We start from the raw sequence: 26809 nt of genomic DNA on the forward strand, positions 1-26809 counted from the left end.
CGCTATGGTTCTGTATAGGGTTCTGCCGAGTGCGAGAGACAGAGACTGTGATACTGGCAGTGGCAACGGTAGTGACAGCAAGCAGCGAGACACAAAAGCAAAACCGAGAACGCGAACGTGAACGTGAACGCAGCGACGCTATGCGTCTTCGTACAGCGGATTCGCCGCACAGAGCTCATCGACTTCCGCACGAACCGACTCGAGTACGTCCTCGTCGTCAGGGTCGTCGATCACGCGGGCGATGAGGTCGGCGACCGTCCGGCAGTCGTCCTCATCGAAGCCGCGGGTCGTCAGCGCCGGCGTGCCGGCGCGGATACCGGACGGATCGAACGCCGAGCGGGTCTCGCCCGGCACCGTGTTGCCGTTGAGGACGATGCCGGCGTCCTCGAGTGCCTCCTCGGCGTCGCCGCCGGAGGTGTCGGGGTGGCTCTCGCGCAGGTCGACAAGCACGAGGTGATTGTCGGTGCCCTCGGAGACGAGTGAGAAGCCGTGTTCGGCGAGCTGGTCGCCGAGCGCCTTCGCGTTCGCGACGGTCTGTTCGGCGTAGTCTTCGAACTCCGGCTGGAGCGCCTCCTTGAAGCCGACGGCCTTGCCGGCGACGTTGTGCATGAGCGGGCCGCCCTGGCCGCCGGGGAAGACGGCGGAGTCGATGTCGTCAGCGTACGCTTCCTCACACATGACGATGCCGCCGCGACCGGAGCGGATCGTCTTGTGGGTCGAGCCGGTGACGAAGTCCGCGATGCCGACCGGCGAGGAGTGGACGCCAGCGGCGACGAGGCCGGTGATGTGCGCAATGTCTGCGAGGTGGAGCGCGTCGACATCGTCGGCGACATCCTGGATGCGCCCCCATTCGATCTCGCGCGGGTAGGCGGAGTACCCCGAGACGATGATGTCCGGCTCGAACTCGGCGGCCTGTGCTTCGAGCCCGTCGTAGTCGATGTAGCCCGTTTCGGCGTCGACTTCGTACTGCTCGACGTCGTAGAACTGGCCGACGAAGTTCGCCGGGTGGCCGTGGCTCAGGTGGCCGCCGTGGGTCAGATCCAGCGAGAGGATCTTGTCGCCCGGTTCGAGCATCGCAAAGTAGACGGCCTGGTTGGCCTGCGTGCCCGAGTGGGGCTGGACGTTGACGTGGTCGGCACCGAACAGCTCCGTGGCGCGCTCGATGGCGAGTTCTTCGACCTCGTCGGCGTACTCACAGCCGCCGTAGTAGCGCGAGCCGGGGTACCCCTCAGCGTACTTGTTCGTCAGCGCGCTCCCCTGGGCGTCGATGACGGCCTCGCTAACGTGGTTCTCGCTCGCGATCATCTGCAGAGACGATCGCTGGCGCTCTACCTCTCCCTTGAGTGCATCGGCGACGGCAGGATCGACCTCCCGGACGTGCTCGTGGTCCATGTGCGAAGTGGTGTCTGGCTGCTGTATAAGTGTACCTCTCTTCGGCAAGCCGAGCCACGAACACAAGCGATTGTGATGAAATCGATGGTGGTTTTGCCCGCGATTTTCTCTCACTCGGTGGCAGTCAACTGCCAGCAATCGTGTCCCTTGCAAGCTATTACCATCCGATACAACTAACTACATTGCGTTGGATCTACCGTACTGAATGCTCGTGTGGGATGAACGACAGGACGGCGTTCGTATTACCGACACCGACAGCGCTACACTGGCGATTACGGGCGAGGAATTGACCATTCGTGACCGAAATCCCGAACTCCCACGCCCGGTCGACGAAACCGTCTCGGTGCGCGCGAGCGAACTCCGCTTTCCACACGCCGTCGTCTATGCCTTCCCGCTGGATTCGGCGTCCGCACCGATGGAACTCGAACCGTGCGGTGACCCACTTTCGCTCCCTCCCAGCGAGTACGTCGTGGACATCGACACCGAGATCAAGAGCTACCTTCAGTTCCACAGTTCAGCCCGCATCGAACGGACCGACGACTTCGAATCCGTCGTCGTTTCGTTCCCCGAGCGGACCTCTGTCGACCTCGGCTTTCGCAGCCACCACGAGTTCCCCGCCGGCAGCATTACCGTTCCCGACTCGCCCTCGGCGCTCGCGACCGCCATCTCACATCTGGCCTCCTCGCACAAGACGACGAGCGCCGACCGTTCCTATCCGACGCTCCGAGGCCACCCACCGCTTCTCGAGTCTGGCGACGAACTGCACGTACCCGACTGCATTCGGGCCGATACGCCCGAGACCGGAATCGAACTCGTCGTGCCACCCTGCTACGAGATGATATACCTCGTCGCACCACTTGCATACTACCTGCAGGCACAAGTTCGGACCGACGCGTCGCTGTACCCCGACGCAGAAACCGGTGTCGTGCTCCGCCTCTCCGACCTCGGCATCGACCACCACCTCGCCGGCCCGCCCGCACTCGAGTGCGAGGTCACAGAACTCCTCCGGAAGACGTTCTTCTTCGACTGTCTGGTTCGCAACGCCGGCCCCTACGGGACGGCGTTAGCAGAGGAAGCGGTGCTTGATGCGAATCGGGTCACCATCGAGCCGGCACAGCTCTACGAGGCGACACCCCAGGAGCGGCTGGCGGCCTACCTCGACGTCCCGTTCGACGCAATCGAATCCCACCTGCCGGAGTGGCACCTTGCGACGTACGTCGCGCCCGAGTACGAGCACGTCGAGACGCTCCCGTTCCTGCTTGATCGGCTCAGCCTCCTCTACCGACCGGAGACCTCACGCCTCGACGGTCAGGAGCTGGTCGACCGATCGCTCACCGCCTGCTATCGCGGTGGCGCTCGATCCGGCTCCAGCGGAGAGGTCGCGTCCGTCGATATCGTCAAACCCGAACTGCGACACGGACGGGTCCACGGCTGGCTCGCAGACGGCGTCCCAATCGATGTCTTCAACGCCGCCCCCGAGGCGTACGCGAACCGACTCGAGTTCCTCGAGCGGGCGAGTGAGGAGACCTCGGTCTGTGTCGTCCTGAACGATCCGGAGATGGCTGGCGAGCACAACGATGTTGCTGAGATCTATCGCGCGCGGTCGGGCGAGTTGCCGATGACCGTCACGGTTTCCGAGGGCGTCACGACGGACGAACTCGCGCGAATCTTCGAAGACGGCTTTGACTTCGTCCACTACATCGGTCACTGCGAGGAAGCGGGTCTACGCTGTCCGGACGGCCACCTGTCGATGACGAGCCTCGATCGCTGTGAGACACAGACGTTCTTTCTCAACGCCTGCGGCTCGTTCTACGAAGGACGGACGTTGATCGAGAAGGGCAGCGTCGCAGGAGCCGTCACCGTCAGGAAGGTGCTGAACGACCACGCCGTCAAGGTCGGTTCAGCCTTCGCAAAGCTACTAGTCCACGGGTTCAGCATCGAACGAGCGTTGGCGCTCGCTCGACGGCGAATCATCATGGGCAAAGACTACACCGTCGTCGGCGACGGCACTCACTCGCTAACCCAGGGCGAACATCGCCTCCCGACGACGGTTCGCGTCGAGGACCTCGATTCGTCGACTGGGGAGAGAGCACCGGAGACACGATCAGAGACAGACGGGACCGTACTCGAGTACCCGCGACCTGGCTCCGGCACTGCGGTCGATGCCGGCGGTGATGACGGGCAGTATCTGGTCACGCTCGATTGTTACTCGCCGCGTCTCACGGGATCGTACTACTTCCCCCACACTGCGGATAACGAGGTTGCGTACCTCTGTGGATCGGAGTCGAGATTCGTGCTCTCGGCGTCGGAACTCGTGACGTTGCTCAAAGAAACGTCGGCGTCGGTGATCTATGACGGCGACATTGAATGGTCGCACGCGATCTGGCCGGCGTTCGAACCGTGATAGGGCCCCACCCTGATGGGTGAGGCACTTTCGTCACGTCGCCGTTCTGAGTTCTAGTTCTAGTTCCGAGTCCTGGGACCTTGGACCCGGGTCCTAAGCAGTCTGTCGTAGTTGCTGGCCGCGAACCTATGGTCCACCGTACGTACTCACACGCTCCGTCTTGACTCGTGGGAGCGCGTCCCGAATTTGCACAGTAGCTGCGAAAACGGAGTGGTGGAAGGGCTGAGCGGCAAACCAGGGCCGGGGGAATGGAACATCCATACAGACTAACAATGCCAGAACCAGAGCATATAACTGACGCAAATTTTATCGGTTACCGAGAACGTACTAAACACCACAGCCCGGTTCGTTGAGATTCGGTACCCACCTCTGTAGATCAGTTAAACGTGTCGGTGCAATGAACTACAAACGGACAAAAATTACTGGTTCGTCAATCAGGTGAGAAGTTCTGCCGTGATGATGGCCACCAAAATTAAGTACTGCGCTCTCGATTACTTCTGTAGAGAGATGGCTTCGAATTTACTCAACCACCAGATTGACGATATACTGGAATCGATTCTCGAAGATGCAAGCGGTGACGTATACATGGTTAACCCGTCGCGGGATGCCATCGAGGAGTTCATTTCCGTCGCTACAGCGTTCGACGGCTCACTCCCGTCGGTCCACATGCTCGCCGACGAACGCACCCTGAAAGCGGTCATGGACGACTTCATCGTCGCATCGAACGCAGCGGACCTCATCAGCGAGGGTGCACTCGCACTCCACACGCTCGATGAAGCACCTGAGAACTCGCTGCTCGTCACTGACGAGCGCGTCATCGCCGTCGTCCACGCCGGCGACCGCGTCGGCGGCCTCGTCACCGACGACGACAGCTTCGTCGAGGACACCTTCGACACCTACGCGGCCCGCTGGGAGGACGCCTCCGCGTTCAACCTCCGTACCCCGCCGATTACAGACGTTCGCGAGACACTCGCCGACGAGATCAGCCCCGACGCCGAAGAAGACTTCACGGCGATTCTCAACTCGCTCGAGACCGCCCGCGGCGACGGCGACGGCCTCGACGAAGTCACGATTTCGCTGCTCGTCGCAGCGAAGAACGAGGCGCTGCTGTACGACATCAGCAAGTGGGGAGAGGACGTGGGGATCGCTAGTAAGGCGACGTTCAGCCGCACGAAGACCAAGCTCGAGGACATGGGTCTAATCGACACGGAGAAGGTTCCGATCGATGTCGGTCGTCCCCGCCTGCGTCTGAAGATTGGCGACGACCGCCTGCGCGAGGCCGACAACGGTCAGCTCGCGACAGTCGCACAGTCTATCCTGAACTAGAATCCGACTGTGATGGGTCTCCCACCCATCACTGGTCGCACACTCCAACCTCACACAGTACCGTCTCTAACGGAGTTATCGTACTTGAGTTCGTGGTAGAGATTTCTCTTTCTCTCCTCCGACACCCACTCGTACTCCCACAAGAGTCGACGTGACGCAGTCGATGGTGCGAGCAGACGAGTACCGAGTTGCCTTCTCGAACACGCGACATTCGACACAGCGGTCGGTGCTAGCGGATTTAACTGTCCGTACTCACTAGCTGGGAACGGAATGTCGCTTCACGGCACTTCCTCACTGTCCGACTCTCATGCTCACAGACACCGCTGGAATCCACCACATCACAGGTATCGTTCGGAACGCACAGCAGAACGTCGAGTTCTACAGAGACGTGCTCGGCCTCCGTCTCGTCAAGCAAACGGTGAACTTCAACGAGAAGTTCACGCGACACCTCTTTTATGGCGATGAGACCGGATCACCCGGCACCGCATTAACCTTCTTTCCGTATCCAGCAGCCAACGACGGCCGGCCGGGAACGCCACAGATCAGTACTGCTTCGCTGGTGATTCCGCCTGACTCGGTGACGTACTGGCAAGATCGTCTCGCCGAGCACGGCGTCACGGTCGAAGCGCCCGTCGAACGATTCGACGAAACCGTGCTTCGAGTCGCCGATCCCGATGGCACACAACTCGAGTTGGTTACTGGTGTGTCGGCTGTCAAACCGTGGGAGGATAGCACAGTCCCCGAACAGCACGCAATTCGTGGCATTCACGGTGTAACGCTGCTCTCCGTGAACAGGTACGTCACCGCGAGCGTGCTTGAGACGCTTGGATTCGACCTCACGGCGCAGGAAGACGACCGGGTTCGGTACGAGGCACCCGGAGAGCATGCGACCGTCATCGATCTCCTCGACCGCGATGCCGAGTTCGGGCGCGAGGGTGCAGGGTCGATCCACCACGTTGCTGTCTCCGTTCCAGATGTGGACCAGCTCTACGAGTGGCACGACCTCTTTCGGGAGCGCGACTACGATGTGTCCCGGGTGAAAGACCGACACTTCTTCCACTCGCTGTACGTCCGTGAGCCAGGTGGAATCCTGTTCGAACTCGCAACGGAACAACCAGGTCTTACGGCCGACAGCGATCTCGATACACTCGGACAAACGCTCTATCTGCCGCCGTGGCTCGAAACGGACCGCGAGATGATCGAAAATCAGTTACAGCCACTCGATCTCTCAGCAGGGCAGGAGTCGACCTAATGGGGCAGAATGATTCGGGAGCGAACGAGCATCCACACGACGGACAACCGATCGAGACGGCCGGTGCGCCACCAGCGGTGGCCGACGCAGCCGTCGTCCTGCTTCACGGCCGTGGATCGACTGCACAGCATCTCCTTACACTCATCGATGAATTTCTTCACCACGGTGCAATGTATCTCGCCCCACAGGCAGCCCACAGGTCGTGGTATCCTCGATCTGCATTTGCACCACTCGAAGAGAACGAGCCGTGGCTATCCTCAGGGTTTCAGCGTATTGAAGCGGCAATCGAGATCGCTTCCGACGCGGCCGTCCCTCCAGAACGCACGCTCCTCTTCGGTTTCTCACAGGGTGGTTGTCTCGCAAGCGAGTTCGTAGCACGAACCCCTCGTCGATACGGCGGCCTCATCGTGCTGTCGGGGAGCCTTCTCGGCCCCGAACGAACACGAGACAACAGTGGGTCTCTCGATGAGATGCCAGTATTCTTCGGCTGTGGTACAGACGACCCCTACATTCCCGCCGAGCGTGTTCAGGACTCGGCGAACGCGTTCGAACAACTCGATGGGGACGTACAGCACAGGCTCTACGACGAACTGGGGCATGCTATCAACGACGACGAAATCCAGACGATCAATTCGTTCATCGAGCGACTCGTCTGAACTGCTCGTAGAACAACTCAACTCTCTCCGTACACCGGCACAGCAGCCCCGCTCGTCGCGCTCGCAGCATCACTACAGAGAAACAGTATCGTTCGGGCGATTTCGTCGGGTGTCGGCCACTTCTGATGGGCAGCGTCCGGTAGCAGTTCCCGATTCGCCGGGGTGTCGATGATACTCGGCATGATGGCGTTCGCACGAACGGACCCTCGGTTCTCTGCTGCAATCGTTTCCGTCAGGAGTCGCACACCGGCTTTCGCGGCACGGTAGGGTCCATCGCCCTCACCGCCACCAAGCGAGGAACGTGAACTAACGGTCACGAGAGTCCCCTCGGATGCACGCAAGTGGGGGATTGCGTGTTTGGCTGCCAGAAACATCGTCTTGAGATTAACGTCCAGAAGAAAATCGAACTCGTCAACGCCGGTCTCGTCGATCGGCGTTCCGCCACGCCACGAGCCGACAAGCGAACAGAGTGCATCGAGTCGGCCGTGGTCCTCGAGAAGTGACTCGAACACGGACGCCACAGCGGCTTCGTCGGTGAAATCTGCGTCGTAGAACTGAACGCGATCTTCATCGAGGAGTGTTGCGGCCTTGCCGTCTTTCGGTGGGTTACGAGCACTCATACAAACAGTCGCACCGGCGTCGTGGAAGTGCTCAACGGTTGCCGTGCCGAGCGAACCGCTCGCTCCTGCTACGAGAACGACCTGATCAGTGAACTCGAACTCGAATTGCGTGGACATCGTGGTGAGCTACGAACAACTGTCACGTAAATGGAGAGGTCTACAGAGAGATACCTTGTTCCCGTTGTGGCTGTTCAATCGTGACAACAGCACCTCGATACACACTCGAGACACACTGATCGAACGATTGCTGTCTAACTGGGTGTAGATTCATTTGTAGTGGCAACGAGATATGAGTGTGCCAATCGAAGACCCAGACAAACTCCGGCAGATTCTCGACTACGACCGCGTTGCAGTCGTCGGTGCATCGACCTCGCACGAGAAAGCAGCACACATCGTCCCAGCATACCTCCAGCGACACGGGTACGAACTCCGTCCAGTTAACCCGAACGCGACCGAGGTTTTCGGAGAGCCTGCGTTCGATTCACTGCCCGACATCGTGGATCCCGTTGATATCGTCCAGATCTTTCGGCCAAGCGGGGAAGTTCCGGACATCGTTGCACAGGCGCTGGATCGTGACGACGTGAAGGCAATATGGATGCAGCCGGGGACGCAGAACGACGAGGCAGCACGTACGGCCGAAGCCGCTGACATTGCTGTCGTTCAGAACCGCTGTATGAAAGTCGAACACGGCCAACTCATCCGCAACCCGATGGACTAAATCAGACCACAGACACCCGCTCTCGGGTGCTGGTCCCGCCACTCTGCCCGCAACTCCCATCCTGTGACTCCCCTCTCTCCTCGAGTCCGCAACCGCCATCCACACACCATCCGCACTGCGGATCCGCAACCGGATGACGCAAACCCCAAGTTCGCGCCGCGTGAGAGCTCTCGTATGTACGAAGCCGTCCACGCCCACCCCGACGGACAGAGCACGGTCGCCAGGCTCGCGAAAACCGCGGCCAGATTCGGTTTCGAGGGCGTGGTCGTGCGCACCGACTCGAGTACCCGCGCGGAATTCGATGCCGACGAGGTCAGCGCGGCGTACGACATCGATGTCGTCACAGGTGTCGAGATCGACGCCAACAGCGTCGAACAGGCGAGCGGTGCCGTCGGCAACCACCGAACCGATGAGACCATCGTCACGGTTTCGGGTGGCACGCCCGCGATGAACCGCTTTGCCGTCGAGAACGAGAAGGTGGACGTGCTTGCCCACCCGATGACCGACAGCGGCGACGTGAATCACGTGCTCGCGAAGGCGGCAGCCGAGAACGGTGTTCGATTCGAGTTCGACCTCTCGGGTGTGCTCCGGACACATGGTGGCCGACGGGTTCGAATCATCCAGTCGTTGCGGAAGTTAGAAGATATCATCGACTACTACGACGCCCCCTACGTTGTGAGTGCGACGCCGCGGTCGCACCTCGAACTGCGCGCGCCCAGAGAACTGGCGGCACTCGGCGAACAGATCGGCTTTTCGAAGTCATTTATCGAGGACGGGCTCGCTGAGTGGGGCCACCTCGCCGAGCGCAATCGTCGGATTCAGTCCGAGTCCTTCATTGAGCCGGGGGTCAAACGGGGCAGGTATGAAGAAGAGCATTGAGGAACACGCCGCCCGCTTCGACGAGGCCGCAAGCGAGTACGACGACGACAGTTCCGAAGAATATCGTGCGTGTGCGAACCTGGTAATAGAGCACGCCGCGCCCGACGCGGACGAGACTGTCCTCGACCTCGGAACGGGGACCGGCGCGATTGCGCTCGCACTAGCCCCCGACGCAGAGCGCGTCGTTGGCCGCGACATCAGCGACGGCATGATGGAGGAAGCAGCATCCAAAGCAGCCGAGCAGGGAGTGGAGAACGTCGAATTCGATCACGGGACGTTCCGTGAACCCGAGTACGACGGCGCAGCCGACATCGTTACCTCCAACTTCGCGATGCACCATCTCTCGGACGAGGAAAAGCGCGAGGCGATTTCGGTGATCGGCGAGCTCGGCCCACAGCGGTTCGTCCTCGGCGACGTAATGTTCTTCGGTGAACCAAACCCTGACGAGCCGTTCTACTCACCGGAGGTTGACGACCCGGCGACGGTCGGTTTCCTCGCCGACGCGCTCACGGATGCCGGCTTCTCGCTGACGGCCGTCGAGCGCGTCCACGAACAGGTGGGTGTGCTGGTAGCCGAACGCAGCCGTGGTCGTGACGAAACCGACGCTCAGTAACACCCGAAATCGCAATGAAACACCTCCCCAAACACCTCCGCCCGCGTTGGCGCTATCTGGCAGTCGAACTCGAGTGCTGGCCCGATAGCTCGGTCGACCGGCGGGCGTTTCAGCGCGAGTGCTGGTACGCCGGCCAGAATCTGCTCGGTGATCCGGGGGGTGCCCGCGCCGATCTCTCCGTGCTGCAGTTCCAGTTCGACGCGACGGCAGGCGTCGGCGAGGCGCTCGTCAAGGTCAGACACGGCTGGAGCGACGAAGCCCGGGCGGCGATCGCCTGTATTGGCGAAATCGACGGCGAGGCGGTGGGTGTACGGGTCAACGGTATCAGTGGCACGATCCGTGCCGCTGAAGAAAAGTATTTAGGACGCCGCGGGCAAGATTCTGAAGAGAGACACGTCGTGTTCGGGAACGAGGAGCGAGTCGCCGTTGTGCGCGATGGATCTGTAGACGTGCGACTCGATGCGGCGTTCGCGGGGACGACAGACCTCGATTACGACGATTCCGATTACGATTTAGCGTGATACTATGCAGGGACAAGCCCAACAGCAGGCGTACGACCGAGGCATCACGATCTTCTCGCCCGACGGCCGACTCTACCAGGTGGAGTACGCCCGCGAGGCGGTCAAGCGTGGCACAGCGAGTATTGGCGTTCGAACCGACGACGGCGTCGTGCTGGCCGTCGACAAGCGCGTTCCATCGCCACTGCTCGAGGACTCGAGTGTTGAGAAGATTCACAAAGCAGACGACCACATCGGCATCGCGAGCGCCGGCCACGTCGCCGACGCGCGCCAGCTGATCGACTTCGCGCGCCGTCAGTCGCAGGTCAACCAGCTGCGCTACGGCGAACCAATCGGGGTCGAGACGCTGACGAAGGAGGTCACTGACCACATCCAGCAGTACACCCAGGTCGGCGGTGCCCGTCCGTTCGGCGTCGCGCTGATCGTCGGCGGTGTCGAGAACGGCGAACCACGCCTGTTCGAGACCGACCCATCCGGCACGCCGTACGAGTGGAAGGCTCTCGCTGTCGGTGCCGACCGCAGCGAACTCCAGAACTATCTCGAGGAGAACTACGACGAGGAGGCCGATCTAGACGGCGGTATCCAGCTCGCCCTCGACGCGCTCGCATCGGTCAACGACGGCTCGCTGCTGCCAAGCGAGGTCGGACTCGCGACCATCGACGCAGAAAGCGAGCGCTTCGAGCAGTTCGAACAGGACCGCATCGCGGACCACCTAGAAGAGAACGACCTCCTCGACGACGGTGAGGAGGACGCAGACGAGTAATCGCAATCGAGCGTCACCACGGTTGAGTGACCGCACGTCGCCGCGGGCGACGGCTGGCGGCGAATACGGAACGGCAAACCGCAGACCGCGAACCCTACTACTTCTCGACCAGCCGTTTCGAAACTGCCACCGGAAACTGAGTCCCAACTCCGTGTTGCCCAACAAACTCACTCGCAATCACCACAACAGCAGGAAAAACTCTTTTAGGCGGCCGACGGAACTCACTGCTATGATATCACTCGACGAGGCGGTGACAGCGCGACTCGAATCCCACGGGGCGCGCTTCGAAGTGTTGGTCGACCCGGACGCCGCACTCGCCATCAAGCGCGACGAATTCGACGGCGATCTAGAGGACGTCATCGCCGCAGAGGACGTCTTCGAGAACGCCTCCCGCGGGGACCGCCCCGCCGAGGACGACCTCGAGACGGTCTTCGACACGACCGACCCGCTCGAGATCATCCCCGAAGTCGTCACAGAGGGAGAGATCCAGATTACGGCCGAACAGCGCCGCGAGATGCAAGAACAGAAGCGAAAACAACTGATCAACACCATCGCGCGCAACGCGGTCAACCCGCAGATGGACAACGCACCCCACCCGCCAGAGCGAATCGAGAACGCACTCGAGGAGGCGGGCTTCACGGTTGACCCGATGGAGACAGTCGAGTCCCAGGTCGACGAAGCGCTCGACGACCTCCGGCCGGTGATCCCGATCCGATTCGAGGAAGTAACGATCGCGGTCCAGATTCCGGCAGAGTATGCGGGTAGCGCACAGGCACAGGTTCGCCAGTTCGGCGACCTGGAACGCGAGGAGTGGCAACCCGACGGCTCGTGGATCGGCGTGGTGACGTTCCCGGCGGGGATGCAAAACGAGTTCTACGACGTGGTCAATGAGCACTCGAGTGGGAAGGCAGAGACGGAGTTGATCAAAGATAAGGACGACCTGCAGACGCGGTGAAGTAACAGAGCCCACTCATCTGTTGCAGGGCGGAGTAGTGTGCGAAAACGCAATGACGTTTTCCGTTTGAACTCAATCAATGTGTCTGGGGTCTCTCGATAGGCTACTCGGTGGTGTTGTCAGGGAAGGCGCAGCGGTGGTCATCCTCTTGCTCCTCTGGTTCTATAGTAACAACTGCAACTAGTTACACACTGATCGCACGTTCGCGGTTCTCGCTCAGTTCACTCGCTCCGAACCGCGCTGCCGTCGTGCGATCAGGTGCGNCACGTTCGCGGTTCTCGCTCAGTTCACTCGCTCCGAACCGCGCTGCCGTCGTGCGATCAGGTGCGCAGTGACTTGCAGTGGCTACTATATTTCCCGTCGCATACGCCGCTGTTCTACCTGATTGGCGGGATCGTTGCAGGGTTCATCCTGCTGTACTTCGCCATTGGCATCCATCATATCTAGGTGCGGCCGCACAAATCTCAGTAGACGCACGAACACAGACTATGCTAGTGGGTCATCCGTGTTTGCTCCTGGTTCGAACTCGATAGTCACTGAGAAGAGAGACGACAGCAAAATAGGAGAATGGCTCTGCTGGCACCGTCTAGTTAGCGTGGTTTGAGAAGTGAGCAGGTCGTAGAGTTGGTTTGATCATGCAGCTCGCAGACCTGCTCAGTGAGTCATACACGGCGGAATTTGATGAAGCTTGGGAGCGTGAGTGGACGGCGACACCCGCTAGGGTGTTCGCCGTCCGTCTTCACGCGACTGGATGTTCGCTTCGTGAGACAACAACTATTCTCGCTGAATTAGGTGTTGAACGCTCTCATGGAGTAGTTTGGAATTGGGTACATCGGCTGGCTGACAGCGTTCCCGACCCGCCGAGGGCGAAGCCCTCGCGGGTCGCGGTTGACGAGACTGCTGTCAAAATAAACGGCGAATGGTCTTGGCTGTACGCTGCAATAGACCTCGACGCAAAGTTGATTCTCGATGCTCAATTGTTCGGTCGCCACGGCACCGATCCAGCGGCTGCATTTCTGCATAGACTCCGCGAGAAACATGATCTCTCCGAGGCGGTGTTTCTCGTCGATCAATTTGGTTATCGGACTGCCCTTGCTCGGTTAGGATTGAACGGTCGGGTTGACTATATCGACCGAAACCTCATCGAAAAATGGTTTCACACCTTCAAAATGCGCGTTGACCGTTTCCATAATTCATGGGTGGGCAGTCGGCGAAGCGCCCGTAGATGGATTGAACAATTTGTGCATTACAACAACCGACAGAGACCGCACCAATCGCTCGATGGACGAACGCCATCTGAGGAGGTGCTAAACTAGACAGTGCCCTTTGAGAAGTCAGGTGTTGTTAGAAGAATGTACCACCGGCCGAAGGAACCCGTGTACGAAAGCGACGACACCGATAGTGACCCCTATCAGATATCCGGGATTTGACGCTGCATCGGCACTACCGGCGGGTGAGTCGATCGCTGCGATGATAGCTAGTCCGATGAGATAGCCGATTGGAAGTAAAATCACCATCAAAAACCAGCTATTATTTCTAAGATTGGCCATTGTACACATTTTAGTCGGCAAACCTGTAAATTGTGCGCTTCGTGGGACCGCTTGTGTTCCTGTATCGACGAGGACGGTTGTTTTGGGGGATTTGGACATGGAAATTCGTTCGGTGGCAGTAGTGTTTGCTCGCGTTTTTGAGGTCGAAAAATGTCGCGTCCACGCTGCATGATCAGATGGCTCGTGCAGCTGCGCCCACAGCCGCAACAGCACTCGCTACACCGACATCGTGATCCTGTCAAACACCTTTACTAGCGTCGAGTGATCAGGGAGATCGGTCTTCAGAAGGCCGACCTCCGCCAGTATCTGTGGCATTTCGCTCAAGGGGTCGAGCGCTTCGCGGTAGGATTTCTCCAGTGAAATGTGCCAGATCCAGTTGACACCGTCTAGCGGATCATCAGAGCCTTTCGAACCGGACCTCGGTGACGAAAACGAGTATCCTGCCCTCCAGATGTATCACACACCGGAGACGCCTCACCAGACGACGATCACTCGGTGTTCGAATCGTTGATTCCTCGCTCGAGCGGAGAAGTTCATCACGGACGTCGCCGATGAAGTCGAAGCCTGCTGCCGCCGACACACCCACCACGTCGAAATGCACGAACTGTGGAGCGAGGACGATGACGTGAATCCCGGCGAGTCCGAGGAGGAACTCGACCCAGATGGACTCACGAAACAGCAGATCCGCCGGCTCGTGAACGAGTTGATGCGTCATGTCTGTCCGAATATCAGCTTCCAGCGCGGGAAGAGCAAGGGAATCCGTAAAAACCTCTTTCTCGAGGGTGACGCTACCTCTGCCGACCTTATTCTGCATGCGACACGGAGACGAAAACCTGTGCCACATTCGCGCTCTGTATCTCGCACACTTCGCTCAACCTATCCAGCAGCTGGTAGAAGAAGCGTGTAACATCCAGAGGCTGCAGTCAGCAGACGAGTTCATGGTTCGACTACCACTCTGTCTGATTCGCTTACGTCGCTGTTACTTTCGAGGAACCATTCAGAGCCTTGAGCGACGCACCTTCACTGAACAATCATAAATGCCTTGTCATCCGAAGAATGTCCGTTAGTTAATTATCACTCTTGTTGAAGTAGCATTGTGAATAGGAGTTTCGTTTCTGGCACAACGATACGGACGGGTGACGTGAGCGGGCGACTCTATCTCGGCCTCGGGGAAGGTCCGCATCCAGGTGTACTCGTCCTTCATGGAGGCGGTGGCGCGCGCGGATACGAACAGACATACGCCGCGTTACTCGCCGAGCATGGTTACACGGTGTTGTGCGTTGAGTACTTCGGCGCATCTGGTATTCGAGACACGCTTCTGGAGGTGCCACTGGAGGAGTTCGGGAATGCCGCTGATTGGCTCCTCCAACACCCCGAAGTCGTGGGCGATCAAGTAGGCGTCATTGGCTTCTCTCGAGGTGGTGAGGCATCGCTATTGACCGGTTCTCATTTCGACACAGTTGGTGCCGTAATCGCATACGTACCGAGTTGCTACGTCTGGCCTGCGCCGTCCTGGATGGACGGAGTTGGTGAAGACCAGCCCACGTGGACGCTCAAAGGGAACCCGCTCACACATCTACCGATTGATTCGTACGTCTACGAGGAGGATGGCATCGATGAACCTCTCGGGGTCAAGGAACCGAACGCTCCCACGCTGGCGTTAGAGCGCTCAACGGAGACCGAGAAAGAACAGGCGGCGATTCCCGTCGAAGAGATCGACGGTCCGGTGTTACTCATTTCTGGAGGGAATGACACCGTGTGGCCGTCGGCACTATTGGCAAACCGCGCAGCCGACCGACTTGATGCTCACGACCATCCGTGGCGGTTCGAACACCTCTCGTTTTCCGAGGCAGGTCACGCTATCCGGGTCCCGTATCGATTCGACGAGACAGATGATCCGACTACTCACCATCAGTTTGGGGGGACCAATAAGGCGAACGCCCAGGCATCAGCAGCAGCCTGGTGGAAGGCTCTCGAATTCTTAGGCCGTGGACATACGGCCCGGGACAGAGAACGGAATAGACAATCACACTGAATTGGACGATTCTAGTGGAAGTGCTTTTTCGCTGCTCCCCTGCGACATTCGCGCTCTGTATTCAGTACGCAGTTCGTATCAGCGCTGAAGGATTTCAACAGAGCCGAGAGAATCTAACGAGACAAATGCATCGTACCGACTCGTCCCAACCGCCTATGCTCGGTGGTAGCCGATTAGAAACCCGCTCGTGAAGCCGACTGCGATCGTCCCAACCGAGAGCAGCGACTCGAGCCAGTGGACATCCATCCCGGCCTGGTGGGTCTCCGCCGTCACCTCACCCGTCGACACGAGCCCCGCCGAGAGGCGATCCCAGTCGACGATGAGAATTTCCTGGGACTGGAGATAGCGAAACACCATCAGCTGCACACCAAAGATAATCGCGAGCACCTTCGCGATTCGTTTGGTCGCAAAGCCAAGCAGTCCACCGAGAATCGCGCCGGCGAGGAACTCGAGTGCGAGCGTCGTAGGGTCGACAGAGACCATTACCGCGAGCATTCGTAGCGCCAATAATGACTGTTATGATCGAGTGAGTGTCTCGTTGCGGGGTGATTGGGTGTGGTGGATTGGGCGTGGCGGTGTGAGTGCGGCAGATTAGGGGATGGTAGTGGTGAGAGTGCGCCAAATTCGGCGGGGTGGGTGGAGCGCGCCGGATTCGGTCTGGTGGACCGGGAACAGCAAGTGATCGGTGCGGTGACGTGAGGAGTTTGTGGGGGCGAGCACGGGATTCAAGGCGCTTGGAACCGTACGCGCGAGTATGGCTGTGGATCGTCTAACGGAGGTGGCGGACCGGCACGACGAGCGTGGTTGATCGCATCCCGGCAGCGTTGCGAAGGCGACGGCACGGGGAACCACTACGAGCGCCGCGGCGACACCGTCCGTTCTCTCCGCAGTCACACGAGACAGTACGCAGACTGCGATGCGCGACCAGTCGCGTCTCTGCAGACCTTCTGCTCGCAGTCACGACGCAACTGTCTGTCTTCGAATACGAGCCTGCGTCTTCGTCCTCGTCTTCGTCTGCATTTGAACTCGAACCCGAACCCGAACCCGGCCCCGAATCCGACTCCGAAACAAAACCCACACCCAAACCCGCATGAGAGCAATCATCGCAAAGCGCGTCGACTCCGGAACGCCAGACACGACCGAGATTTCCGACCTCGCAGCCGCAGCAGGGTATACCGTCGCCGGCGAGGTCACCCAGTCCCGCCGGGCTGATCCTGCACTCCAACTCGGCGAGGGGAAAGCGGAAGAGCTCGCCGAGGTAGTCGAAGCGACCGAGGCCACAACCGTCATCTTCGACAATCGCCTCGGACCCTACCAGACGTACAACCTCGGCCAACTGCTTCCCGAGGGCGTCGAGGTCATCGACCGGTTCACGCTAATCCTCGAAATCTTCGGCCAGCGCGCCCAGACGCGAAAGGCACAGCTACAGGTCGAACTCGCCGAACTGCGCTACGAACTCCCGCGCGCCGAGGCCAAGACCAGCCTCGCAAAGCGCGACGAGCACCCCGGCTTCATGGGCCTGGGTGAGTACGACGAGAGTCGCGAGCAGGACATCAAGAATCAGATCAGCCGGATCAAGGACGAACTCGAGCGCATCGAGCAGACCGAAGAACACCGCCGGGAGCGCCGGCGCGATTCCGGCTTCGACCTGGTCGCGCTCGCGGGCTACACGAACGCCGGCAAGTCCACACTCCTGCGGCGGCTCGCGGAGGATCTGGATGTCGAGGAGAACGAGGACCTCCACCGGGATCTCGACGCGACCGCCGAATCCCAGGACAAACTGTTCACCACGCTGGGGACGACGACCCGGCGAGCCGCTATCGAACCACGGGACGTACTCGTAACGGACACTGTCGGCTTCATCAGCGACCTCCCCCACTGGCTGGTCGAATCGTTCAAGTCGACGCTCGATTCCGTCTACCGTGCCGATCTCGTCCTCCTCGTCGTCGACGTGAGCGAAGACGTGGACGACATCCACGAAAAACTCGTCACCAGTCACGACACCCTCTACGAGCGCAACGAGGCACCGATCGTCACTGTGCTCAACAAGATCGACGCCGTCGACGAGACGGAACTCGAGGAGAAGCGCGAGGCACTCTCAGCGCTCGCGCCGAATCCGGTCACTGTCAGCGCGCGGGAGGGGCTGAACATCGACGCGCTACTCGATCGGATCGACGACGAACTCCCAGACTGGGAAGAAGAGCGACTCATGCTCCCGATGGCAGACGAGACGATGAGCGTCGTGTCGTGGATTCACGACAATGCTCACGTCGACGACGTGACCTACGGCGACGAGGACGTACTGGTCTCCTTTGAAGCACGGCCAGCCGTGATCTCTCAGGCACGCTCGCGCGCGAGCGAGTTACAGGCGACCGTGGCTGATTCGGCGTGACGGTGCTGGCACAGCCAACGCCAGTATTGCTTTCATGTACTCACGTCTGGTAACAGACGGTAGCTTGGCGACTCGGTGATCGTGGGATCGGCGACTGACAACCGACGGATCCCAATCCTATAAAACACAGACCTGTGTGCAGTAGGATATGGAACGTGTTGCTGTGATCGGCTCGTCGATGACCCAGTTCGGGCAACGAGACGGGTGGATTCTGGACCTCCTCGCGGAGGCCGGCCTTGCCTGTCTCGGCGACGCGGGCGTCGACGCGGCCGATGTCGAGCACCTGTACGTCTCGAACATGGCAAGCGGCGAGTTCGAAGGTCAGACCGGCATCATGAACGCGCTGGCTCAGGACATCGACGCGACGCCAGCGTACACCCAGCGAATCGACCAGACGAGTTCGAGCGGCGGCGCAGGCATCTACGCCGCCTGGCAGTCTGTCGCCAGCGGCGCAAGCGACATGACCCTGCTCGTCGGTGGGGAGAAAATGACCCACCGGACGACCGGCGAGTCGACCGACGTGATCGCCTCACTAACCCACCCCGTCGAATACAAACAGGGCGTGACGCTGCCCTCGTTTGCGGGCCTGACCGCACGCCATTATCTGGAACGCTTCGACGCACCTCGCGAAAGCCTCGGGAAGGTCGCCGTCAAGAATCACGCGAACGGCGTCCACAACCCCCACGCCCAGTTCCAGAAAGAAGTCGACTTGGAGACGGTACTCGAGTCACCCATCGTCGCTGACCCACTCCGACTGTACGACTTCTGTCCGATTACGGACGGCTCGGCGGCGCTCATGCTCTGTCCCGAATCGGTGGCACAGGAGTATACGGATGAGTACGCCGTCATCACGGGTATCGACGGCGCGACGGATACCCACGTCGTCCACGAACGCGAGGATCCGACGATCATGGGCGGCGTCGTCGAAAGCGGCGAAGGGGCCTACGAGATGAGCGGCCGTGGCCCCGACGACATCGACGTGGCCGAACTCCACGACATGTTCACCATACTCGAGTTCCTCCAGATGGAGGGGCTTGGCTTCGCCGAGCACGGCGAGGCCTGGAAGCTGGTCGAAGAAGGAGAGACGGAACGGGACGGTGAACTACCGATCAACACCTCGGGTGGGCTCAAATCGAAGGGCCATCCGCTCGGTGCGAGTGGCGTTGCACAGGGCGTCGAGATTTACGAGCAACTCGTCGGCGAGGCGGGCGACCGTCAGGTTGAGGCAGAGGTTGGCCTCTGCTGTAACGTCGGCGGCTTCGGTAACTGTGTGATTACGACCATCATGGAGGCAGCACAATGACGATGGAAGCGACGCGGTACGAGGACGGTACGATCAGCTACCCCGGTCATCCGCGCGGGCCGGGCGGAACGGAGCCGGTCGAGACGGTCGATCTGAGTGAGTACACCGCAGAGGTGATCACCTGGACGACCTCGATGGCGACCCCGCCGGGCGTCCGTGAGCCGAATCATCTCGCGATCGTCGAGTTCGATATTGATGGGGAAATCGTCCGCGCGCTCGGTCAGCTCACGACCGGTGATGTCGAAACGGGCGACGAGGTCCAGCCCGTTCATGTCGACGAACTGCGCGAGCCGGGAGCTGGAATCCGAGAGCCGGCGAGTCAGGAGTGGGACGGCTACCGGTTCGAACCGGTCTAATCAGCGGTCGTTGCCGTTTTGCGAGTCGTTGTTGTTGCTGTCGTCTGTGCCGTTAGTGTCGTCGCTGCTTTCGCCTGCACCGGTGGTGTTCTCGTTGCTGCTGTGGCTCCGATCTGTGTCAGCGCTGCCGTCGGTGCTGTCACTGGTGGCGTCCTGTCTGTCCTGTCCGTCCTGTCCGTCCTGTCCGTCCTGTCTATTGTCCGAAGCAGCCTCACCGTCTGCAGACTGCTCGTCGGCTTTCGGTTCGTCGGTGGACCCGTATCGGTCCCGCAGCGTCTCGAGTTCGGCGTCGACGTCGACGGTCGACTCGGGCTCACTCGGTGAGTTGACGTCGACCGTCCCATCGTCGTTACTGCCGTCAGTCTCTGTCTCTGGCGGCGATTCGTCGTCCGTAATATCGATCCGGACCGCATCCTGTTTGTCGCTGTCGACTGTGTCGGCCGCGTTAGTGTCGCTCCCAGAACCCGAACGTCCGCTTGTCGCATCGCGCAAACGGGTATCGACCTCGTCTCGAAGCTCGCGCGCCTCAGTGAGCAGGTCACGAGCGTCCTCGTCTGCCGGAAGCGCACCGGAGGAAGCCGCACGTTGAAGCTGTGAGAGGACCGTGTCGAGCTGTGAGAGCGTCGTCCGACGGAGGTCGGTCGCGCGCTCGGTCGTTGCTTCTGCGGCCTCGCTCGTTCGGTCGCTGACCTCGCGTTCCGTTCGAACAAGTTTGAGTCCGCGCTGGAACGTCTCGAGTGCACGCACGCTGGACTCGAGGACAGTGATCGCAGCGGGGATCGCGACCTTGTCAGTAAAGGAAAGCACTTCGCCGGGTGTCGGCGGTCGGAGACGTGATGTGGGTCGTGGAGGTGTTCTCAGTCGCGTGTCGTTTCCGTTCGCGAGTTCCTCGCGGAGTTCGTCGATCGTCTCCGTGAGTTCGCGGACGGCATCGGCGAGGTCGTCCGTCGGCTCCGGTCCGCCGGAGCCAGCGTCGGCGTCGGGACCGGTGTCGGGATCGCTCATACGCATCCTACGGGGTCCCGGTATGAAAATCCGGGCATCATGTTGGCGGTCGAAGAGGACCTCTACCTGCCGAGCGAGGCACGCGCTGCAGCCCCCAGACAGATCCAAGCGCTTTTCCTTCCACCGGTCCCCTCCACTGGTGTGCGAATCGAGAATAGTTTCATCCCGGTCCGTGGCGTCGGCGAGACGACCGAGCGCCGCCTCTGGGAACACGGGATTACCCACTGGGACGACTTCGACGGCAGCGTCGTCGGTGACACACTCGCCGATCGAATTGAGGACTTCATCGCGGACGGCCGACAGCACCTCGAGCAAGGAAACCTCACACCGTTCGCCGAGGCGCTCCCCGCCTCGAGTCGCTGGCGACTCTACGAAAACGTCCGTGAGAAGACGTGCTTTCTGGACATCGAAACCACCGGCCTCGACGCGACCTCTAACGACGTGACGACGGTCAGCCTTCACCGCGGCGGCGAAACGAAGACGTTCGTCAAGGACCGCGATCTGACGAGCGACCGACTCGCAGCCGAACTCGAGTCCGCCTCGCTGCTGGTCACCTTCAACGGCCAGCGGTTCGACGTGCCGTTCCTCGAGACCTGCTACAACGTCGACGTGACGACGCCGCACGTCGATCTCATGTACCCCTGCAAGAAGGTCGGCCTCGACGGCGGCCTGAAGGCGATTGAACAGGACCTCGGTATCGAGCGTGAGATGCCCGATATTAGCGGCCGCGACGCGGTTCGACTCTGGCACGAGTACGAACGCGGCGACGAGGGGGCACTCGAGACGCTCGTCGAGTACAATCGGGCCGACACGAAGAATATGGAGCCACTAATGGACCGCGTTGCGACACGCCTCCACGAGGAAGTCTTCGAGTCCGTTCAACGGACGGCCTGAGAGCCGTAGCGGAACGCAACAACTGAGTGTCCGAAAACGCAGCCTGAACCAGCAACGCTACAGTGGTTGACTTCGTCAGCCGGTACCGTGACTCCAGATAGCGACAACCGAGAGGCGAACGAGTCGTTCGACGCCGACTACGAAGTCGAAGTCGAGGTTCGACTGCGGGATGTCGATTTCATGGGCCACGTCAATAACGCGACGTACGCCACATATCTCGAACAGGCTCGCGAAGCGTTCTTCACGGATGTCTTTGGAACATCACTCGTCGATCTCGATACCGTTCTTGCCAACGTCGAACTCAACTACGAACGGCCGATCGAGGCCGACGCGACCGTCATCATCGCGCTGGCTATCGGTGAACTCGGGACGGCCAGTCTGCCAATGCGCTACGAGATCCGTGCCGATGGAGTTTGCGCCGCCACCGCCAGCACGGTCCAGGTATTTATCGACCGCGAGAGCGAACAGTCTCGGCCAATCCCGGACGCGTGGCGTACCCAACTCGAGCAGTACCAGCTCGAGTAACGCTCGGGCGGGAGCGATCGACCGAGTAACAATCACTGTTCAGACAGAAGCGTCCCGTACAATAACGTCCCCCTTACCTTCGACGACGATCTGATAGCCGTTGAAAACGAACTCGACTCGGCCTGGCAGTCGATCGGAGCCGTCCTGTCGCGGTGCGAACAGCGAGTCCAGCGCTTCTGGATTGACGACATCATATAATGCCTGGTACTCTGGTGGTTCGATATCGGTTGGGTCGACACCCTCACGTTCGGCGACTGCGGCGATCACTTCGAAACTCGGCGACTGCGAATCGGTTGCCTCCGAACGATCGACTGAGAGTAGCATTGCCCGGACTCTTTCCTCGCCCATATATAAATCCACTGGCCTCAATGCAATCTTGCTAACCACATGAGGTCACCAAACACCAGTTCTGAGCACTAGTGTATTTATCCCGCCCAATTTCTATCCAAATATAATCGCATTCAGCTGAATTGGACCTCTTCAAGCGTGGATATATCCGTTGCAGGGACCGATTGTGACCGTAATCACCGATCCGTATGCGAGCTGGGATCGAGGCGGGTTTCCCAATTACAATTACAATTACGACGACGGTGCCGGTGACGGGGCGAGGTCATCAACGAGGTACTCGAGTGTCTGGTCGATGCTCTCGACCTGATTCGTCTGCTGGTGGATCTCGCTTGCAATCTCTTCAGTCTGCTCGGCGATGTTTTCGGCGCTCGCGACGGTCTGGTCCACCATGCTTGCGACTTCTTCGGTACTCGAGGCTTGTTGGTCGGTTGCTTCGGCTACTTCGGCGATCCCGTCCGAAACCTCGTCGACGGTGTCGTGAATCTCTTCGAGAATGTCGATTGCCTGATTGACCGATTCGATTCCTCGTTCGATTCGGTCGTTGTTCTCTTCGAGGCTCTCGGCGGCAGTCGCCGTGTTCTCCTCGACATCGTTGATCATGCGTTCGATTTCGGTGGCCCGCTCCTGAGAATCTTCTGCGAGTGTTTTGACTTCGCTCGCGACGACGGCGAAGCCGTCACCGGCCTTGTCCGCGTGGGCGGCCTCAATCGAGGCATTCAGTGCGAGCAGGTTCGTCTGATCAGCGATGTTGTTGATCACTTCGACAACCTTGTCGATCTCAGCAACGCTTCGCTGAATCGTCGCTACGTCGGTTGATACGTCGTTCGCTGCGTCCTGAATCTCGCTCATTGCCGTCCCGATTTCGGATGCGGATTCCTGTCCGTCTTTGGCCAGATCGCGAGCGGATTCACCGGCAGCAGAAACTTCCTCAGCCGAGGAGGCGATCTCCTCGACGGACGCTGACAGATTCGACGTCTCGTCTGCGACCTGCATGATCGCCTGATGTTGTTCGTTGGCTTCGGTGTGAATCGTCTCGAGACGTTCTCCAATTTCGACGGTACTCTCGCCGAGCGTCGCAAGCGATTCCTGCATCTCGCTTGCAGCGTCGCTGTCGTACTCGATTTCAGTATCGACGCTCCCCTTTGCTGCGGCGTCGAGATCGTCACTGAGTTCTTGATCTGCGAAAGAATCCTGTCTCACATTCGATTTCGAAACAGTCCGCCGTATTAGACGTTCTGCCCACATATGTTGATATGGAAGGTAGAATTGGTTGAATGCTCACAACTCATATATGAGCTTGTTACTATTACTTGGATCTAGAAATTAATTACGTCGACACCCAGAAATCGAGTAATACTCACCGTAATCATACTGAAATAGATGCGTAGAATATGGTTGCCAGCAGGATAGTGGTGAACTGCTGGCAGGCCAAACTGACAAGGAAGTTGTACCGTCAGTATTGTTGGTGTAGTGTTGGCAACAACGAGTAACGGTGCCTTCCTTGTCACTGCACTAATTAGCCCACACATCTATCAATGTACTGGTTTGTTTGAACAATAGCCATGAGATAGCACTATTGGATAATCTACTGTCGAGAATGTGGCTTGATATTGAACTGCCTTCGATCCCTGGTCAGCCTTCCGTTTTCAGAGCCACACAGATGCACGACTGTAGGAGAGACAGACAAGACGCGTCGCTACTCCACAGACATACATAACTCAGCAGTCAGTTGCTTACAGCGAACGGAGACCGAATTGTCAGGGAACAACGAAAACTCGAATCCATCTTTGCTGAGAATCTGTTCAATCAATTCGACATCATCGGTTTGGTTCGAAGCAATCACTGTGGAGTATGAGTGATGCTCGAACACCTTTTCTGTCCGACGGTCGCCTTGGCCGCCTCGAGATAGCTGGGATCGACGGTGGCTAGCCAGGGTAGTTGCTTGGGGCTGGCGTTCGGGTTGTTCTCGTGAGCAAATCAAGGCCGAACAACGATGTCTTCGGCTTGCTTCTCGGGCTTGGGCTTGGGGCGCTCGGTGATGTACTGGAGGGTACCGTCGTGTGGAGATCCCTCGCAGGAACGCCCACTCATGCCACAACGCCCTGTTAGCCGTCGCTATCGAAACATGTGAATTTCAGGTGGCTCTATCGGGTGTGTCGAAAATCCCAAACAACCCGGTAATACCGGGCGTTTGCTTAGGCTCGTTCAAAAATCTGAGAGAGCCAGGGCGGGGATTTGAACCCCGGAAGTCTCGATTACAAGTCGAGTGCATGAACCGCCCATGCTCCCCTGGCGCTGTCCGTTGGTTAGGGGTCCTCCTTTGAGTGTGTATCGTTTTCGGTTTCCGTTGGTGGCATCCCCCCGTGTGGATAGTTAGCACTCGATTCGAGTTCAGGAAGTCTCCTGACTGTCGTGTTCGTCGTAATCTCCCGTGAGTGAGCGTTGCATCCCAATACGGTACGGCTCGAATCCATGTGAGCGGTAGAATCGCCGTGCAGCATCGTTTTTGGCCATCACCTCGAGCAACAGCACGTCCGCACCCTGGTTCTGGAGTTCACTCGCCGCAGCGGCGAGGAGTTTCGAACCAATTCCTTGGCCGCGATAGGCTGGCACGACGTAGAGGTTCGAGAGTAGGCCGCGGGTTCGGTCGAGTTCGAGGCTGCCGCGCTCGAGTGAGAACGAGGCAAAGCCAACGATGGTTTTGGTGGGACTGGTTGTGGATGTGTTACGGTTACGGTTACTGCTACTGTCACTGCCCTGCTCACCACCATTGTCGTCTACAGCGAGCCGTGCAACGAGCAGCCCATCAGAAACACGGTGTGCAGCGAGCGTCTCGCGCATCATCTCGCGGTTGGCTTCGGCACGGACGGCAGCATCGTGTTCGCGCTGTCCGTGGGCTAACTGAACCCAGAGGTCGGTGACCGCGTCGATGTCGTCTGTCGTGGCGTGCTCAATCGTTAGCTCGGGGGCCATTCTCGAGTGCGGTCACGGCAGGCAGTGGTTCGGCAGTGAGCATCCGAAGCGCGGCACCGCCGCCGGTGCTGACGTGTGAGAAGCCCTCGACACCGAGTTGGCGCAGTGCCGAGGCGGTGTCCCCACCGCCGACGATACTCATCGGCACCGACGTGGCTGCGCCGTAGAGTTCCTTCGTCCCCGTTTCGAACGTCTCATCTTCGAAGACACCGGCAGGACCGTTGAGGATCACTGTCCCGGCGTCCTCGAGTATCCGTTCGTAGTAGGCGAGCGTCGAGTGACCGATGTCCATCGCAGCCTCACCGTCTCGTGGCGGAAGCGCGTTGACAGCGATCTCGTGGCGGTCACCATCGCGCTCGACAGCCACGTCGCGTGGGAGCGCGATACGGTCGCCGTAGGCGTCGAGCAGGTCCTGTGCGCGGTCGATTTCGTCCCAGTAGCCCTGATTGTAGATAAAATCCGAACTCGAATCACCGAGGTCGACCTCGTCGGCGATGAGGAAGACGTTGCCGACGACGCCGGCCGTGAGCACGTGATCTGCAAGGCCCTTCTCGAGTACGCTCCAGGCGACATCGATCGAGTCGGGGACCTTCGCGCCGCCGATGACGTAGACTCGCGGCTCGGGTGTCGCCTCAATCGATCCGAGGACATCGAGTTCGGACTCCATGACACGACCCGCATAGCCCGGGAGCACGGTTGGAAAGCCGACCAGTGAGGGCTGTGAACGGTGTGCTGCGGCGAAGGCGTCGTTAACGTAGGCGTCAAGGACGGGTGCAAGCCCTTCGACGAGATGCGTACGAGCGGCGCGTTCGGGGTCGAACTCCATGTACTCCTCGCTGTAGAAGCGAGTGTTCTCGAGGACGACGCACTCGCCGTTGTCGAGCGAGCGGACGGCCTCGCGTGCGGCATCGGTGAAGGTGGCATCGACGTACTCGACGGGGCGATCGAGCAGGACAGACAGTCGATCGGCGTGTGGCGCGAGCGAGACGAAATCGTTGCCGCCGGGACGGCCCTGGTGGGCGAGGACGGCGACCCGACCGCCACGCTCTAGGAGTTCCGAGAGCGTATCGACGTGTGCGCGGAGTCGGGCATCGTCGGCGAGCGACTCGTCGTCGATCGGACTGTTGACGTCGACGCGAACGCCGACGGTTGTCCCTTCGACGTCGAGGTCGTCGAGGGTATCGATCATTGTCGACCAGTCCACCGCGGCACCCGAAAGGTCTTTCTATCGGAGAGATAGTCTCCGTCTGCTGATTCATCAACACGAACGTGAACATGAATGCGAGTGCGAGTGTGTGAAGGAGAGTGTGAGTGTAAGTGCGAACAAAATGG

At 59.7% G+C, this 26809-nt stretch carries 26 protein-coding genes, 1 tRNA gene and 1 pseudogene; 17 read left to right on the forward strand and 11 right to left on the reverse strand.

Annotated elements, in window-relative coordinates:
• Window positions 1-138: 138 nt before the first annotated feature.
• Window positions 139-1392, reverse strand: coding sequence for a serine hydroxymethyltransferase (gene glyA, locus C482_RS09410; RefSeq protein WP_006167339.1), 1254 nt, complete (start codon window positions 1390-1392; stop codon window positions 139-141).
• 205 nt (window positions 1393-1597) lie between these two features.
• On the opposite strand from glyA, the gene C482_RS09415 reads away from it, so the two are divergent.
• From C482_RS09415 to C482_RS09430, 4 genes are all read left to right on the forward strand, one after another.
• Window positions 1598-3796, forward strand: a complete 2199-nt coding sequence (locus C482_RS09415) for a hypothetical protein (RefSeq protein ID WP_006167340.1) — start codon at window positions 1598-1600, stop codon at window positions 3794-3796.
• A gap of 507 nt (window positions 3797-4303) precedes the next feature.
• A complete protein-coding gene (gene tbsP / locus C482_RS09420) occupies window positions 4304-5122 on the forward strand; it encodes a transcriptional regulator TbsP (protein WP_006167341.1) in 819 nt (272 codons plus the stop codon).
• 307 nt (window positions 5123-5429) lie between these two features.
• Window positions 5430-6374, forward strand: a complete 945-nt coding sequence (locus tag C482_RS09425; protein WP_006167342.1) for a ring-cleaving dioxygenase — start codon at window positions 5430-5432, stop codon at window positions 6372-6374.
• Window positions 6374-7030 carry an alpha/beta hydrolase gene (locus C482_RS09430; RefSeq protein WP_006167343.1) on the forward strand — a complete coding sequence of 219 codons (657 nt, stop codon included), beginning with the start codon at window positions 6374-6376 and terminating at the stop codon, window positions 7028-7030. The genes C482_RS09425 and C482_RS09430 overlap by 1 nt, the downstream gene beginning before the upstream one ends.
• Window positions 7031-7047: 17 nt before the next feature.
• Here C482_RS09430 and C482_RS09435 read toward each other — a convergent pair whose 3' ends face one another.
• Window positions 7048-7767: an SDR family oxidoreductase gene (locus C482_RS09435; protein ID WP_006167344.1), complete on the reverse strand. Its 720-nt coding sequence runs from the start codon at window positions 7765-7767 to the stop codon at window positions 7048-7050.
• A 178-nt stretch (window positions 7768-7945) separates the two neighbouring features.
• On the opposite strand from C482_RS09435, the gene C482_RS09440 reads away from it, so the two are divergent.
• The 7 genes from C482_RS09440 to C482_RS09470 all read left to right on the forward strand — a co-directional run bounded on the left by C482_RS09440 (window position 7946) and on the right by C482_RS09470 (window position 13412).
• Complete coding sequence (locus C482_RS09440) at window positions 7946-8368, forward strand: CoA-binding protein (protein WP_049896618.1); 423 nt, start codon at window positions 7946-7948, stop codon at window positions 8366-8368.
• A 174-nt stretch (window positions 8369-8542) separates the two neighbouring features.
• Window positions 8543-9247 (forward strand): RNase P subunit p30 family protein, encoded by a 705-nt coding sequence (locus C482_RS09445; protein WP_006167346.1) that lies wholly within the window; start codon window positions 8543-8545, stop codon window positions 9245-9247.
• On the forward strand, window positions 9231-9860 hold the full coding sequence (locus tag C482_RS09450) for a class I SAM-dependent methyltransferase (protein ID WP_006167347.1): 630 nt from the start codon (window positions 9231-9233) through the stop codon (window positions 9858-9860). Before C482_RS09445 ends, C482_RS09450 begins: the two co-directional genes overlap by 17 nt.
• Before the next feature lie 14 nt (window positions 9861-9874).
• Window positions 9875-10381, forward strand: coding sequence for an Rpp14/Pop5 family protein (locus C482_RS09455; RefSeq protein WP_006167348.1), 507 nt, complete (start codon window positions 9875-9877; stop codon window positions 10379-10381).
• Window positions 10382-10385: 4 nt separating this feature from the next.
• A complete protein-coding gene (psmA, locus tag C482_RS09460; RefSeq protein WP_006167349.1) occupies window positions 10386-11141 on the forward strand; it encodes an archaeal proteasome endopeptidase complex subunit alpha in 756 nt (251 codons plus the stop codon).
• 229 nt (window positions 11142-11370) lie between these two features.
• Window positions 11371-12096, forward strand: a complete 726-nt coding sequence (locus C482_RS09465) for a ribosome assembly factor SBDS (protein WP_006167350.1) — start codon at window positions 11371-11373, stop codon at window positions 12094-12096.
• Between the two features lie 635 nt (window positions 12097-12731).
• A complete protein-coding gene (locus C482_RS09470) occupies window positions 12732-13412 on the forward strand; it encodes an IS6 family transposase (protein WP_006167351.1) in 681 nt (226 codons plus the stop codon).
• A gap of 279 nt (window positions 13413-13691) precedes the next feature.
• Here the strand turns inward: C482_RS09470 and C482_RS22340 are convergent.
• Both C482_RS22340 and C482_RS21500 read right to left on the reverse strand, forming a co-directional pair.
• Window positions 13692-14009 (reverse strand): annotated as a pseudogene (locus C482_RS22340) (IS5/IS1182 family transposase); the annotation flags it as partial.
• Window positions 14010-14043: 34 nt separating this feature from the next.
• The gene (locus tag C482_RS21500; RefSeq protein ID WP_049896603.1) at window positions 14044-14460 is read right to left on the reverse strand and encodes a hypothetical protein; all 417 of its coding nucleotides are present in this window, start codon (window positions 14458-14460) and stop codon (window positions 14044-14046) included.
• 327 nt (window positions 14461-14787) lie between these two features.
• Between C482_RS21500 and C482_RS09480 the strand changes: the two genes are divergently transcribed.
• On the forward strand, window positions 14788-15681 hold the full coding sequence (locus C482_RS09480; protein ID WP_006167353.1) for an acyl-CoA thioester hydrolase/BAAT C-terminal domain-containing protein: 894 nt from the start codon (window positions 14788-14790) through the stop codon (window positions 15679-15681).
• Window positions 15682-15834: 153 nt separating this feature from the next.
• Here C482_RS09480 and C482_RS09485 read toward each other — a convergent pair whose 3' ends face one another.
• The gene (locus tag C482_RS09485) at window positions 15835-16164 is read right to left on the reverse strand and encodes an FUN14 domain-containing protein (protein WP_006167354.1); all 330 of its coding nucleotides are present in this window, start codon (window positions 16162-16164) and stop codon (window positions 15835-15837) included.
• A 607-nt stretch (window positions 16165-16771) separates the two neighbouring features.
• On the opposite strand from C482_RS09485, the gene hflX reads away from it, so the two are divergent.
• The 3 genes from hflX (at window position 16772) to C482_RS09500 (ending at window position 19732) form a co-directional block, all read left to right on the forward strand.
• Window positions 16772-18073 (forward strand): GTPase HflX, encoded by a 1302-nt coding sequence (hflX, locus tag C482_RS09490; protein WP_006167355.1) that lies wholly within the window; start codon window positions 16772-16774, stop codon window positions 18071-18073.
• A gap of 148 nt (window positions 18074-18221) precedes the next feature.
• Complete coding sequence (locus C482_RS09495) at window positions 18222-19376, forward strand: thiolase family protein (RefSeq protein ID WP_006167356.1); 1155 nt, start codon at window positions 18222-18224, stop codon at window positions 19374-19376.
• A complete protein-coding gene (locus C482_RS09500) occupies window positions 19373-19732 on the forward strand; it encodes a hypothetical protein (protein ID WP_006167357.1) in 360 nt (119 codons plus the stop codon). The genes C482_RS09495 and C482_RS09500 overlap by 4 nt, the downstream gene beginning before the upstream one ends.
• Here C482_RS09500 and C482_RS09505 read toward each other — a convergent pair whose 3' ends face one another.
• Complete coding sequence (locus C482_RS09505; protein WP_006167358.1) at window positions 19733-20737, reverse strand: DUF7547 family protein; 1005 nt, start codon at window positions 20735-20737, stop codon at window positions 19733-19735.
• A gap of 141 nt (window positions 20738-20878) precedes the next feature.
• Here C482_RS09505 and C482_RS09510 point away from each other — a divergent pair, with 141 nt between their 5' ends.
• Window positions 20879-21631, forward strand: coding sequence for a ribonuclease H-like domain-containing protein (locus C482_RS09510; RefSeq protein ID WP_049896619.1), 753 nt, complete (start codon window positions 20879-20881; stop codon window positions 21629-21631).
• Window positions 21632-21718: 87 nt separating this feature from the next.
• A complete protein-coding gene (locus C482_RS09515; protein ID WP_006167360.1) occupies window positions 21719-22156 on the forward strand; it encodes an acyl-CoA thioesterase in 438 nt (145 codons plus the stop codon).
• A gap of 39 nt (window positions 22157-22195) precedes the next feature.
• Here the strand turns inward: C482_RS09515 and C482_RS09520 are convergent, their stop codons facing one another.
• The 5 genes from C482_RS09520 to C482_RS09540 all read right to left on the reverse strand — a co-directional run bounded on the left by C482_RS09520 (window position 22196) and on the right by C482_RS09540 (window position 26666).
• Window positions 22196-22480 (reverse strand): HalOD1 output domain-containing protein, encoded by a 285-nt coding sequence (locus C482_RS09520; protein ID WP_006167361.1) that lies wholly within the window; start codon window positions 22478-22480, stop codon window positions 22196-22198.
• 255 nt (window positions 22481-22735) lie between these two features.
• Window positions 22736-23704, reverse strand: coding sequence for a methyl-accepting chemotaxis protein (locus C482_RS09525; RefSeq protein WP_006167362.1), 969 nt, complete (start codon window positions 23702-23704; stop codon window positions 22736-22738).
• A gap of 1020 nt (window positions 23705-24724) precedes the next feature.
• Window positions 24725-24798, reverse strand: a tRNA-Thr gene (locus tag C482_RS09530).
• Between the two features lie 97 nt (window positions 24799-24895).
• Window positions 24896-25477, reverse strand: a complete 582-nt coding sequence (locus C482_RS09535) for a GNAT family N-acetyltransferase (RefSeq protein ID WP_006167363.1) — start codon at window positions 25475-25477, stop codon at window positions 24896-24898.
• Window positions 25455-26666 (reverse strand): phosphoglycerate kinase, encoded by a 1212-nt coding sequence (locus C482_RS09540; RefSeq protein WP_049896605.1) that lies wholly within the window; start codon window positions 26664-26666, stop codon window positions 25455-25457. Before C482_RS09540 ends, C482_RS09535 begins: the two co-directional genes overlap by 23 nt.
• Window positions 26667-26809 lie beyond the last annotated feature (143 nt).

Source organism: Natrialba chahannaoensis JCM 10990 (assembly GCF_000337135.1).
GTDB lineage: Archaea > Halobacteriota > Halobacteria > Halobacteriales > Natrialbaceae > Natrialba > Natrialba chahannaoensis.

What these genes read in the sequence shown, in the direction of transcription:
- C482_RS09425 (WP_006167342.1), top strand. Translation starts at nt 5,430, where the DNA reads ATGCTCACAGACACCGCTGGAATCCACCACATCACAGGTATCGTTCGG.
- C482_RS09435 (WP_006167344.1), bottom strand. Translation starts at nt 7,767, where the DNA reads ATGTCCACGCAATTCGAGTTCGAGTTCACTGATCAGGTCGTTCTCGTA.
- psmA (WP_006167349.1), top strand. Translation starts at nt 10,386, where the DNA reads ATGCAGGGACAAGCCCAACAGCAGGCGTACGACCGAGGCATCACGATC.
- C482_RS09540 (WP_049896605.1), bottom strand. Translation starts at nt 26,666, where the DNA reads ATGATCGATACCCTCGACGACCTCGACGTCGAAGGGACAACCGTCGGC.
- C482_RS09455 (WP_006167348.1), top strand. Translation starts at nt 9,875, where the DNA reads ATGAAACACCTCCCCAAACACCTCCGCCCGCGTTGGCGCTATCTGGCA.
- C482_RS09465 (WP_006167350.1), top strand. Translation starts at nt 11,371, where the DNA reads ATGATATCACTCGACGAGGCGGTGACAGCGCGACTCGAATCCCACGGG.
- glyA (WP_006167339.1), bottom strand. Translation starts at nt 1,392, where the DNA reads ATGGACCACGAGCACGTCCGGGAGGTCGATCCTGCCGTCGCCGATGCA.
- C482_RS09445 (WP_006167346.1), top strand. Translation starts at nt 8,543, where the DNA reads ATGTACGAAGCCGTCCACGCCCACCCCGACGGACAGAGCACGGTCGCC.
- C482_RS09535 (WP_006167363.1), bottom strand. Translation starts at nt 25,477, where the DNA reads ATGGCCCCCGAGCTAACGATTGAGCACGCCACGACAGACGACATCGAC.
- C482_RS09520 (WP_006167361.1), bottom strand. Translation starts at nt 22,480, where the DNA reads ATGCTACTCTCAGTCGATCGTTCGGAGGCAACCGATTCGCAGTCGCCG.
- C482_RS21500 (WP_049896603.1), bottom strand. Translation starts at nt 14,460, where the DNA reads ATGCAGAATAAGGTCGGCAGAGGTAGCGTCACCCTCGAGAAAGAGGTT.
- C482_RS09505 (WP_006167358.1), bottom strand. Translation starts at nt 20,737, where the DNA reads ATGAGCGATCCCGACACCGGTCCCGACGCCGACGCTGGCTCCGGCGGA.
- hflX (WP_006167355.1), top strand. Translation starts at nt 16,772, where the DNA reads ATGAGAGCAATCATCGCAAAGCGCGTCGACTCCGGAACGCCAGACACG.
- C482_RS09485 (WP_006167354.1), bottom strand. Translation starts at nt 16,164, where the DNA reads ATGGTCTCTGTCGACCCTACGACGCTCGCACTCGAGTTCCTCGCCGGC.
- C482_RS09430 (WP_006167343.1), top strand. Translation starts at nt 6,374, where the DNA reads ATGGGGCAGAATGATTCGGGAGCGAACGAGCATCCACACGACGGACAA.
- C482_RS09415 (WP_006167340.1), top strand. Translation starts at nt 1,598, where the DNA reads ATGCTCGTGTGGGATGAACGACAGGACGGCGTTCGTATTACCGACACC.
- C482_RS09470 (WP_006167351.1), top strand. Translation starts at nt 12,732, where the DNA reads ATGCAGCTCGCAGACCTGCTCAGTGAGTCATACACGGCGGAATTTGAT.
- C482_RS09495 (WP_006167356.1), top strand. Translation starts at nt 18,222, where the DNA reads ATGGAACGTGTTGCTGTGATCGGCTCGTCGATGACCCAGTTCGGGCAA.
- tbsP (WP_006167341.1), top strand. Translation starts at nt 4,304, where the DNA reads ATGGCTTCGAATTTACTCAACCACCAGATTGACGATATACTGGAATCG.
- C482_RS09450 (WP_006167347.1), top strand. Translation starts at nt 9,231, where the DNA reads ATGAAGAAGAGCATTGAGGAACACGCCGCCCGCTTCGACGAGGCCGCA.
- C482_RS09500 (WP_006167357.1), top strand. Translation starts at nt 19,373, where the DNA reads ATGACGATGGAAGCGACGCGGTACGAGGACGGTACGATCAGCTACCCC.